The sequence below is a fragment of the uncultured Paracoccus sp. genome, assembly GCF_947487305.1.
Lineage (GTDB): Bacteria > Pseudomonadota > Alphaproteobacteria > Rhodobacterales > Rhodobacteraceae > Paracoccus.
Genome location: NZ_CANKWH010000015.1, coordinates 83,039 through 94,246, shown reverse-complemented (window position 1 = coordinate 94,246; position 11,208 = coordinate 83,039). Strand labels below are relative to the sequence as shown.

Sequence of the window (11,208 nt, the reverse complement as noted above, 5' to 3'; positions counted from 1 at the left end):
TCGGAACCTTCACGCTCGATGAACTGCGGTCGAAAGCCGAGGAAGACGGCGCATGGATCACGGCACACAGCTATCTCTGCGCCGGTCAGCGGCTGGATGAAGCGGCGCTGTCGCAAGTCTTCAACGGCTTGCCGTCCGACACCACCATCTTCGATTTCTCGGGCTTTCGCGTCTCGCCCGTCCGCGACATGGGCGGCAGCATCGAGGTTTGCGAGCCCGGCGAACATTGCTTCTGGTCCGTCTATGGCTTTCACCGCAGCGTCGAGGAATGGCAGATCGTTCACGATGCCGAAGACGGCGAGATTGGCGAAGTGCTGGCGCACATCGTCGAGCTGACCGGCGAACTGGTCGAATATCGCGACCTTTGCCACGGTTACGCCAACACCCGTCTGCCGGACCTCGTGGACCTGCTGGCCGAACGCATCCATGACGAGATCCCCGGCTACGACGATCCGGCGGATTTCCGCGAGGATGATTTTGACGCCCACCCGCTGGCCGAACTGCGCGAGCAGATCGCGGCGGCCCTTGACGCACGGAGGGGCTGATATGGGCTGGCTTGTCTATAACCACACCCCGTCCTGCATCCGTGATGAGATTGCCCGCCTGTGCGGCGGGGAGGATGACGACCGCCGCAGCTATCCGGTGCTGATCAGCCACAAGGGATCGGTCTGGTATGCCGCCGTCCGGTCGGAACCCAAACCGGCCGGACGGCGCGAGGACGGTCTGTGCCCCTATGGCGACTACGTCACCGACGCGACCGGCGGCTATGTCTTTGCCGCGATCTTCCTGACGACAACCCAAGGCGGGGGATGGGGCTACAAGTCGATGACCGAAACAGCCGGCCCCACCGATGCCGCCGCCCACGCCCCTGAAAAGCTGCTGTCGCTGCTGTCAGAGACGGTCAATGACCATGCAAGCGACTGGCGCCAGCGCTGCCGGTCCCATGCGGCAAAGGAGAGGCGCCCGCTCAAGCCCGGCGATGTGATCCGTCTGGCCGAACCTCTGCGCTTCACCGATGGTGCCGAGCTGCAAACGTTTCGGGTGGCCAGGATCCGGTACGGGCGGCTGAACCGCACCGTCTTCATCAGCACCGACAACGGCGGCCACTACCGGATCAGCAATATCAGGACACGCGACTGGACGCGCATCTGACAACCTGCCGCCGCGCCTGACCGCGCGGCGCTCCCCTCGATCCCATTCCCGAAAGGCTTGCCTCATGGCCCATCCCGCCGTGACCGATTTCCTGGGCGCCCTCGATGGCTTCGACCGCTCGAAAACCCGCAGCGAGACATTCCGCATCTTCTGCGAGATGGCCTATTGCGCGCTGGCCAAGCGCGTCTCGCCCTGCCCTGAACAGCGCGACCGGCTGGAAGCCGATTACATGCGCTGCGTCGGGCTCTTTCCGAAGCCCGACGACGTTCGCCGGATGCCCGAACTCCTGGGCATCGCCACGCTGGCCATTGCCGGCGGCGGGGTGGATTTCATGGGCGAGGTGGCAGGCGAGATCGGCGCATTGGATGCGCGACGCGGCAAGTTTTTCACGCCCTATGAGGTCAGCCGCCTGATGGCGGAGATGTCCCTTGGCGACGTGGCAGCCCAGATCGAGGCCCAAGCCTTCATCACCGTGTCGGAACCCGCCGCCGGGGCCGGCGGCATGGTGCTGGCGATGGCCGATGCGCTGGAAGGTCAGGGCTTCGATCCCGCCCGACATGTCTGGATCGAGGCGGTCGAGCTGTCGCGCTCGACCTTCCACATGGCCTATATCCAGATCGCCAGCCGTGGCATTGCCGGCCGGGTGATCCATGGCAACAGCCTTACGATGGAGTGTTTCGACAAGGCGTTCACACCCGCCGCGCCGATCTTCTGCGCCGCCAACGGGCATCCCTTCGCGCGGCAGATGGACGACGCCCGGAAAGCGGCCACAGCCGAAGCGGACCGACAAGCCCGCCGTCGCGAGCTGCTGACTGGCGGCACACTTGCCACTGCCCGCGCCGTCTGGACATGATGTTGACGCCGAAACCGGCAGTGCCTGTTCAATCAATAAGGGTGACGGGCATCGCCCTTTTTCTTGAACCTTCCCCCTGTTCCTTCCGCGACGAAGGACACTCGGCCGCCCCTTGGGGCGGCTTCTCTATTGGGGGAGTATGTGTCAAGAGATTGCCGTTCCTTCGGTGGGTTTGCGGGACAAAGCGGTCATTCGCCATTGATGATCATCTTCAAGCCTTCGACCAAGTTCGATGCAGATCATCGATAATCATCGCGTGATGATGGTGACCCGCTTCCATATGTTGCCTGACATGCGGATGATCGTCTGGAAGATCCGGGTGCTCATGCGGGATATCTGACGGATCACCGGCAGGCCACAGGCGCAGCGCCAGGATGATGCCTATCAAGCCAATTGCCGACATGATGACGAAGGTGGCCCCCAACCCGAACCCGGCACCGAAGCGACCTGCCAGCGGGTAGCAGATCAACCAACAAGCATGAGACAGCGCGAACTGGGCGGCAAATATCGCCGGGCGATCCTCGGCATGGGCCGAGCGGCGCAGCAATCTGCCGGATGGGGTCTGGGCCACGCTGTAGCCGAACCCGATCACCAGCCAGAGTGGCAGTAAGGCAGTATAGCTGTTGATCAGGGCACCAAGGGCGGTTCCGGCAACCAGAGCCACCGCGCCAGCGATCATCACCGTCCGGTCTCCGATCCGCTCCAACAGTTTCGGCATCCCGAAGGCTGCAATCATCGAACCGCCGCCGAAGCAGGCCAATGCCCAGGCAACCTCTGCCTCACCCAGACCGAAACGGGATTTCACGATCACCACCGTGTTGACGATGACCATCGCACCGGCAGCCGAGACCGCGAGGCAGATCGCCAGCAGACCACGAAGGCGCGGGGTTGCGAGGTAGATCCTCAGCCCGCGCGTCGTCCGGTCCCAGATGCCGCGTCGCGGTCCCGGCGCTTTGACGGGCAGTGTGACACTGACCACGAGCGCCGCCGAGATGAGAAACCCGAACACCGTGCCGACAAAAAGATTGCTGAAACTCATTACAGTCAGCAGGGCTGCCGCCAGCATCGGCGACAGCAGGCTTTCGAGGTCATAGGCCAGCCGCGACAGCGACAATGCCTTGGTATAGTCCCCCTCCTCGGGCAGAATGTCCGGGATCACCGCCTGAAAAGTCGGCGTGAAGGCAGCGGAGGCCGCCTGCAGGATGAAGATCAGCAGGTAAATTTGCCAGATTTCCGTCACGAAAGGCAGAAACAGCGCCACTGCGGCACGCACCAGATCGAGCGTTACAAGCACCGCGCGCCGTGGGAGCCGATCAGACAGAGCCTGTGCGACAGGGGCAACCCCGACATAAGCGATCATCTTGATGGCAAGGGCCGTGCCCAGCACCACCCCGGCATCGGCCCCTGCCATGTCATAGGCGAGCAGGCCTAGGGCGACAGTCATCAAGCCAGTTCCGATAAGAGCGATGACCTGAGCGGCAAAGAGGTGGCGGTAGGTGCGGTTCTTCAGAATGCCGAGCATGATACCCTTGCGACACTTTCGGGATACCAGCTGTCGCCACCGGGCGGTGACACCCTATCCCCCCACGGGGATACACCCATTCTCAATGCCAGATCAATCCCCCCAGGGGGGATGTATCACAGCAGCTTGGCCAGCGCACGGATCTCTTCTAGGGCATGAGGCCCGGCTTCATCGTCGGCCATGCCGAGGCAGTGATCCATGTGATCATGGATCATCTGCCGCTTTGCCGCGACCAATCCACGTTCCACTGCAAGCATCTGCTGCGCGGTATCAAGGCAAGGCTTGCCTTCTTCCAACATCGAGATGACGTGGCGCAGATGCCCTTCGGCTCGCTTCAGCCGCTTGATGATATCGGGGTGGGTGATGTGATCGTGAGAATGTGCCATACGGTCACGATATCCCTGGATGGGGGATCCGGCAACGGCTGGCGCTGGTGATCCGCGCCAGCCGTTTTTTTCTCAGGGCCGCTTCATTTCGGCGTAGTCGCCGCTTGTTCGGACGGTCAGCGTAACAGGTGCATCGGTGCGGTTGCGCCAGAACCAGCCGTGATTGCCTGTGAAGGCCGCCGTCAGCTCGCCCACCTGATCAGGGACGCCACGCCCCTGTTCATAGCTGATGGAATTGCCGCCGCCGTCGCCATGGGTGTCGTAGTTCACCACGGCCCCGTTCGCCGTCCACTCGAACCGCGCAGTCTGGCCTTCCTGCATCACAAGCTTCACCTCGATCCCCTCACCCGGGGCGAGCTGATAGCTGGCCTCGTCCCGCCATTCCGGTGCGGTGGGCACGGGCGCAGCCGGAGCGGCGTCAGGAATCGCGACAACCTCTGCTGGCTGAGCAGGTTCCGCCGCCGGGGCCTCCGGCGCCGGTGCAGCCGCTGCTGGGGCGGCTGGAGCAGCGGCAGGCGCGATGCCATCAGCGCCAATAACGGCAGCAATCCCAGCGATCTGGGCCTCCATCCGGTCAAGGCGCGAGGCCAATTCCGCTGGAACCACCATGGTGTTTGCCAGCGCGGCCGCGTCTGCCGCATCTTCGGCATAGAGCTGCTGCTTGATCTCCCCCATCTCCGTCAGGCCCAGTACGCTGCCGAGACCGGTCAGGTCTGTCCCGTATTCTGAGGGCAGGTAGAAAACCACCAGAAGCACAGCGGCAATGCCGCCCGCCTTCAGTGTCGAACGCATGAGACCGCCGGAGCTCGCCTCAACGCCCCGGATATGGCCCGCAGTGTCGTGACGAACATGCCGAGGGTCAGCCCGCAGGGGTTCAGGTTGCATGGTGCCGGGCATGGATGGGGCCTTATGGATTTCAAAGGGTTTTTGCATGGATAGGATTCCTTCGGATCAGGAATAGGCAAGGCCGATGAGCTGGAAGCCCATCAGGTAGAAGCCCATCCCCATCATGACGACATTGGAGACATAGGCCTGGCGCGCGAACCCTGGCGTGGCGCGCCAGCGGTTCATCAGCACCAGGATCATCGCGAGGGCGAGCAGCTGACCGATCTCGACGCCGACATTGAAGGCAATGAGGTTCGGCACCAGCCCGTCAGGTGCGATGTTGTACTCCAGGATCTTCGAGGCGAGGCCAAAGCCATGCAGGAAACCGAAGATGATGGTCGCCACCTTCGTATTCGGCTGCACCCCGAGCAAGATCCGGAAGGCACCGAGGTTATCCAGCGCCTTGTAGACCACCGAAAAGCCAATGATGGCGTCGATGATGTAGCTGTTGATCCCGAAGCTGAAATAGACCCCGATCAGCATGGTAGTGGAGTGACCGACCGCAAAGAGGGTCACATAGATGCCGATCTCCTTCATTCCGTAGAGGAAGAAGATCACCCCGAACAAAAACAGCAGATGGTCGTATCCGGTGACCATGTGCTTGGCCCCCAGATAGATGAAGGGGATGATGTTTACCCCGGTGATTTCCTGAATATACCCTTGGTCACCCAGGGTGACGGCATGGGCAAAGGCGGCCTCGGCCACCAGGAGGCACAGACTGAACAGCAGGATACCCGCCATCAGCCTGCGCGCCTGCAACCGCGGAACGCGGGCAGTTCGCATTGAATACATGTGATTTTCCGATGAGTGTCGTTGATCTGTCAGGCCCGAAGGCCCGGCTTAGACGGCGACAGATCTCGGAGGTCGTCGCAGGCCATCCCCAGCGATGTCATCAGGCATGTTGCTTGCGGAGGGGCGGTCTGGTGGAGCGGAAAACACCTCTGCAAGCCGCGATTCCGCGGCCTCAGCAGTCTCGGCATTCTGATGCTCGTGATCGGTCGCATTATGGCCGGTCGGCCCATGGGAGTGCCCATGCGTCTCAACTTCGGCCACTAGACGCTGGCCCTCGATCCAGGCACCCGGGCCATGGCTATAGGCCTGAGAACAAAGCGACAAAATCAGGGCCATACACAGCGAAATGGCCAGCCAGGGGAGATACCCCTGCCGCACATCTCTGCGCCCTGATTTCTGCCTGATGCCCATCTCGTCCACGCCGATTCATGTGTCGGTCTGAGAAGCATCCTACCCCGGGGGATATCGAACGTCCATGCGATCCCCCGTCAGTCTCGCGGTTTTCCGCCTAAACTGACGGTTATGCTCGTGCCAAATTCAGGCAGCCCCCGCCAGGTGCAACACCAGCCCCGCAAGCGCAGAACCCGCCAGCACCTTGACCATGCCGATGTTGAAACGGAACACGGCCAGCAGCGCACAGGCGGACAAACCCGCCGCAACCCAGTCGATTGACCCGAGCATCGGAAGTTGCAGTGCCATTGGCCCCGCACTGAACATCGCAACCTCGCGCCAGATCACATGGATTGCGAACCAGATCGCCAGGTTGAGGATGACCCCGACCACAGCCGCTGTGATGGCGGTCAGCGCCGCCGCAAGCGCGCGGTTCTGTCGAAGTCCCTCCATGAACGGAGCACCCAGCAGGATCCAGGCAAAGCAGGGAGCGAACGTGACCCAGGTTGCAATCAGCCCGCCAACGGTGCCGGCCAGTAGTGGGAAGGCCCAGCCAGCTTCGCGCAATGCCCCCATGAAGCCCACGAATTGCAGCACCATGATCAGCGGACCCGGCGTGGTTTCCGCCATGCCCAGCCCGTCCAGCATCTCGCCGGGCTTCAACCAGCCATAGGTGCCCACCGCTTCCTGTGCGACCCATGCCAGAACCGCGTAGGCCCCACCGAAGGTCAGCATCGCCAGTTTGGAAAAGTAGGTGGCGATGTCGGTGAACACGCTGTCCGGCGCAAGCAGGATGAGTGCCGCCACGGGCACCAGCCAAAGTAGCAACGCAGCAATGCCAGCGCGGAAGGCACCCCTGCGGGCCGATGCGGGCAGGACAACCTCTTTGCCCAGCAGGGTCTCGGCATCATCAACATGATCCCGGCCAACCGCGCCATGGCCACCACTCGCAGAGAATGCCTTGATCCCTGCGCGCGCACCCGCCCAACCGATCAGGGCAGCCATAGCCACGATCAATGGAAACGGCGCGCCGAAGGCAAAGATTGCAACGAAGGAGGCGGCGGCAATCCAGCGCATCGCCGGGTTTTTCAAGGCACGCTTGCCGACCCGCACCACTGCCTGCAGCACGATGGCCAGAACCGCGGCCTTCAGCCCGAAGAACAGTGCCGCGACAAAGCCGACCTCACCCCAGATCGCATAGATCCAGCTCAGCCCCATGATGGCCAGCATGCCAGGCAGGATGAACAGGCCCCCCGCGATCAGAGCGCCCCGGACGCCATGCATCAACCAGCCGATATACGTGGCCAGCTGCTGCGCCTCGGGGCCCGGCAGCAACATGCAGAAGTTCAGGGCATGTAGAAACCGGCCATCGCCCAGCCATTTCTTCTCCTCGACCAGGATCCGGTGCATGACTGCGATCTGTCCGGCAGGGCCGCCGAAAGAAAGTGCGGCAATCCTTGCCCAGACCTTGGTGGCCTCGGACAAGCTTGGAAAGCCGGGCGTGCTGTTCATTTGCCGGTTCTCCCGGCATGGTTTTGCCATGTGTGGATCTCACCGGTTGCATCACGCGCCCATCGATAGAACGCATCGTAAAGCCCGATCCCCGCCTCAAGCTGTTCCAGATCATCCGAATACATGCGAGACAGGCCCAACGATGCCGCGAGCAGGCCCGCACATTCCGGCGCGAGATCGAGACGGTCCGTATCAGCTCCCCTGATGATTGTCGCCAGACGGTCCAACGCCGGGATTGCCAGGCCAAATTCGCGGATCAGAGTGTCGAAAGTGCAAGTTTCGTCGCGGTGGCTCCAGAACACGCCCTCGATATCGAAGGGCATGGCACCGATGCTGTCCGCCACTGACTGCACCTCCGCCGGCGCGACATAGAGGAAGACCGCACGCGGGTCGATAAAGCGGCGGATCAGCCAGGGACAGGCAATACGGTCGATCTTGGGGCGAGAACGGGTGACCCATAGGCTGCGGCCCCGTCCATCAAGCTTGCCAAGCTTTGTCGGGTCATAGAGCGGCAGGTTGCCTGCGTCCCAGGCAGCATGGCCACCCTCAAGGTATTCTGCGGCAATACCTTCCTGACGCAGCCAGGCCGCAACGCCTTGACTGCGACCATGGCCTTCCGCACAAACAACCAGCACCGGCTGGTTCGGCATTTCGCGCATCAGCTCCTGCGCCAAGAGCGACAATGCCCCTGGTGAAAGGCTGTCTTCAGGCAGCGTCCTCGCCGTCGGGATCAGGCGAGGCTCGGCAAGCCGCAGGGCCTCGCGGCGCACATCCAGGACAACAGGCACCCTTGGGGTGCCAACAAGTTTCGACAGCTTTTCGCAGGTCATCGCATCAGGCGCAGGCATCTGCGTTCCCTCCTCGGGTTCAAGTGGAACTGGACTGGAACGCGAGTTTCGGCTGACGCCTCGTGGGGAGCTCGCGGGTCCCCATGTGCAGAAGATGGCCTTGTTTTGACGTCAAATGTCAAGTGCGTAGGACGAACAAGCTATCCGGAGGGAAAGCCAATTACTTCGGCGGAAAGCTCTGATCTGAAAAGTCTCATCGAGCAATCTTTGGACGTCAGCCCAACCACTGCTCGCTGACCCTGCTTCAACCAACTGAATGACCGCTAAGGGCTCTTCGCGTCGATTTGACCCTTTGGTAATACGACAGCCACCGTTGGGCGCCGGCGGCCAGAGAGATGCCCTCTTCCAGATGAGGCCGCAGAACAGCGGACTGGCGCTTCGCTTCCACTGTGCTTCTCTAGCCTGTCCGCAAGGGGATCCTTCAGCGGACGCCTGTTTGCATCATCGTGCGGAACTGTAAGTGCTCACGGCGCCACACCTTGTCCTCGCTATTGCCGCTTCCACGGCAGCTCTAGATATTCATAGCAGCGAAGGAATAGCAGGAGGATCAGATGCGGTTTTCGCATGTCGAGGCGTTTCGCGCCGTTATGGTGTCAGGATCGACCACCATGGCAGCGAAGGTCTTGCATACCTCACAGCCAAACGTCAGCCGATCTATCTCGCAGCTTGAAAAGCTAACCGGCCTACGCCTTTTCGAGCGCCAGCCGGGCCGACTTGTCCCCACAAGCGAGGGATTCGCGTTTTTCAAGGAAGTCCAAAGAAGCTTCAACGGTCTGCGTTATCTGGAGGAGGCAGCGGGGCGCATCCGCCGCTTTAGCGGCGGATCGCTGTCGCTGGCCGCAGTGCAGGTACCAGCCTTTGGGCTTCTGCCGCGTGTGATCAAGAGGTTCGCCCAAGATTTTCCGGAAACAAGCATGTCGGTGAACATCGGGCATTCATCCGCCGTTGCGAGTTGGATCGACGATCAGACCTCGGACATCGGGATCGTGTCTCAAGTAAACGAGGCATACGGGCTTTACAGCGAGAAGCTATACGAGCTTGATGCAGTCTGCATCATGCCCGGCGGGCATTATCTTGCGAAAAAGCCGGTAATCACTCCCGGCGATCTGGCGGAAGAGCCCTTTATCGCATTGCCCCAGAACGAATTTGGCCAATCCGAGGTCGAGGAGCTTTTTGCCGGTGCCGATGTCTCGCGTCGGGTTAGCCTCAAAACGCCCTACAGTCTGATAATGTGCGCGCTTGTCGCCCAGCAGCTAGGGGTGGCTATCGTCAATCCGCTTGCGGCCCTTGACTACAAGGATAAGGGGGTGGTCACGCGGCCGTTCCTGCCCGCGATCAAGCATCACGGGTACCTAGTTTTGCATCCCGGCAGGCAGGAAGACCGAATGATCTCGAAATTTGCGGCGTCGGTCAGGGAGGTCATTCGCAGTGACCTAGCCGCGATCCTGGGCCAGTCGGTCGACTCCGCTTGACCATGTACTCAAGTCTAGGTGCACCGGATACGGCGGGCACTGAAAGACGAAAGTAGAAGGCTTAAGGTAGGCGGTCGGCACCAAAGCCTTTTTGTCACACAACTTCATCATGATATACAAAGGACAGGCTACAACCTGAAAATCTATGGGCAGATCTTGGAGGATCATGAGATTTGAAGCTTGGCACCTGCAGCCTAGCACATATCATAATTGCATAACCCACCCCCAAATTTCGATTTGCTTGGATTGCGCGACGACCATAGCGTTCCTGCTGTCGCAAGACCCGCGGGAGGTAATTCATCGTGGGCAGAAACAAAAAACAGGGAAACGTTATGGATCGTATAAGCCTACTCGCAGTGCTGACAGCATCCGCAGCTGCTTCGCCCCTTGCCGCGCAGGAGACGATGTATTTCGCCGGCTACTCTGGGGACTTCCAGACGATGTTCGAGGCAGAGATCGCTCCCGGCTTCGAGGCGGAACACAACGTCGATGTTGTTTTCGTGCCTGGCAACTCGGGCCAGACGCTTGCAAAGCTGCAGGCGCAGAAGGGCAACCAGGAAATAAGCGTCGCGCTTGTCGATGACGGGCCGATGCAGATGGCTGTCCAGTTCGGGCTGTGTGACAGCGTCGATAGCGCTGACGTCTACGGTGATCTTTATGATATGGCAAAGCCGGAAAACTTTGATGGCAGGGCAGTGGGCATTGGCCTGGTTGCGACAGGTATCGCCTACAACAAGGAGAAATTCGACAGTCAAGGTTGGGCCGCGCCTACCTCATGGAATGACCTTACGGATGACAAGTTCGACAAGCGGGTTACGTCAAACCCGATCAGCGGCACCTTTGGTCTGAACTCGCTGCTGATGTTCGCGCGGATGAATGGAGGCAGCGAGACCAATATCGAACCGGGCTTCGATGTGATCCGCGAAAAGCTGGCCCCAAAGGTGGTCACTTGGTCATCGTCGAATGCCGAGATGGCGCAGATGTTCCAGAACGGGGATATCGACCTGGGGGTCTGGGGCAGCAACCGGGCAGTGGCCCTGAAGAAAACCGGCTTTCCGGTAGAGTTCGTTTATCCGGAGGAAGGCGCGCCCGCGATCATCGCTTCGGCCTGCGCCGTCGCAGAAGGCCCCCAAGCGGAACTGGCGCAAGAGTTCCTGAAGTATCTCGTCTCACCCGAGGTACAGACCAAGCTGGCCACCGAAGGCTTCGGTCCCACGAACAGCACGACCACGCTCGACGCGGCTGTCGCCGAGGAGGTTCCTTATGGCGAGGACAAGCTGTCAAAGATGATCAGCATGGATTGGCGCGTCATCAACGCCAATCGCGCGGATTGGACAAAGCAATGGACGCGCACCGTTGAATAAGGAAGTGCGCGCTTTGCGCGCTTCCACCTGCG

11 protein-coding genes are annotated in these 11,208 nt (G+C 61.0%); 5 read left to right on the top strand and 6 right to left on the bottom strand.

The window, feature by feature from the left end; genetic code table 11:
- The 3 genes from Q1A36_RS16525 to Q1A36_RS16515 form a co-directional block, all read left to right on the top strand.
- A partial coding sequence (locus Q1A36_RS16525; protein WP_299846482.1) for a hypothetical protein occupies nucleotides 1–545 on the top strand: 545 nt, incomplete at its 5' end.
- 1 nt (nucleotide 546) lies between these two features.
- Nucleotides 547–1,152, top strand: coding sequence for a hypothetical protein (locus Q1A36_RS16520; RefSeq protein ID WP_299846480.1), 606 nt, complete (start codon nucleotides 547–549; stop codon nucleotides 1,150–1,152).
- Nucleotides 1,153–1,216: 64 nt separating this feature from the next.
- Nucleotides 1,217–2,005 (top strand): N-6 DNA methylase, encoded by a 789-nt coding sequence (locus Q1A36_RS16515; RefSeq protein WP_299846478.1) that lies wholly within the window; start codon nucleotides 1,217–1,219, stop codon nucleotides 2,003–2,005.
- A 211-nt stretch (nucleotides 2,006–2,216) separates the two neighbouring features.
- Here Q1A36_RS16515 and Q1A36_RS16510 read toward each other — a convergent pair whose 3' ends face one another.
- The 6 genes from Q1A36_RS16510 to Q1A36_RS16485 all read right to left on the bottom strand — a co-directional run bounded on the left by Q1A36_RS16510 (nucleotide 2,217) and on the right by Q1A36_RS16485 (nucleotide 8,340).
- A complete protein-coding gene (locus Q1A36_RS16510) occupies nucleotides 2,217–3,527 on the bottom strand; it encodes an MFS transporter (RefSeq protein WP_299846476.1) in 1,311 nt (436 codons plus the stop codon).
- 116 nt (nucleotides 3,528–3,643) lie between these two features.
- Complete coding sequence (locus tag Q1A36_RS16505; RefSeq protein ID WP_299846474.1) at nucleotides 3,644–3,913, bottom strand: metal-sensing transcriptional repressor; 270 nt, start codon at nucleotides 3,911–3,913, stop codon at nucleotides 3,644–3,646.
- A gap of 72 nt (nucleotides 3,914–3,985) precedes the next feature.
- Nucleotides 3,986–4,846: a hypothetical protein gene (locus Q1A36_RS16500; protein ID WP_299846472.1), complete on the bottom strand. Its 861-nt coding sequence runs from the start codon at nucleotides 4,844–4,846 to the stop codon at nucleotides 3,986–3,988.
- Between the two features lie 18 nt (nucleotides 4,847–4,864).
- Nucleotides 4,865–5,539 (bottom strand): HupE/UreJ family protein, encoded by a 675-nt coding sequence (locus tag Q1A36_RS16495; protein WP_299846470.1) that lies wholly within the window; start codon nucleotides 5,537–5,539, stop codon nucleotides 4,865–4,867.
- Between the two features lie 588 nt (nucleotides 5,540–6,127).
- Nucleotides 6,128–7,492: a chromate efflux transporter gene (gene chrA / locus Q1A36_RS16490; RefSeq protein ID WP_299846468.1), complete on the bottom strand. Its 1,365-nt coding sequence runs from the start codon at nucleotides 7,490–7,492 to the stop codon at nucleotides 6,128–6,130.
- Nucleotides 7,489–8,340 carry a sulfurtransferase/chromate resistance protein gene (locus Q1A36_RS16485; RefSeq protein WP_299846466.1) on the bottom strand — a complete coding sequence of 284 codons (852 nt, stop codon included), beginning with the start codon at nucleotides 8,338–8,340 and terminating at the stop codon, nucleotides 7,489–7,491. The genes chrA and Q1A36_RS16485 overlap by 4 nt, the downstream gene beginning before the upstream one ends.
- Nucleotides 8,341–8,891: 551 nt before the next feature.
- Here Q1A36_RS16485 and Q1A36_RS16480 point away from each other — a divergent pair.
- Nucleotides 8,892–9,812, top strand: coding sequence for a LysR substrate-binding domain-containing protein (locus Q1A36_RS16480; protein WP_299846464.1), 921 nt, complete (start codon nucleotides 8,892–8,894; stop codon nucleotides 9,810–9,812).
- 332 nt (nucleotides 9,813–10,144) lie between these two features.
- Nucleotides 10,145–11,176, top strand: coding sequence for an ABC transporter substrate-binding protein (locus Q1A36_RS16475; protein ID WP_299846462.1), 1,032 nt, complete (start codon nucleotides 10,145–10,147; stop codon nucleotides 11,174–11,176).
- The last annotated feature ends 32 nt before the right edge of the window (nucleotides 11,177–11,208 follow it).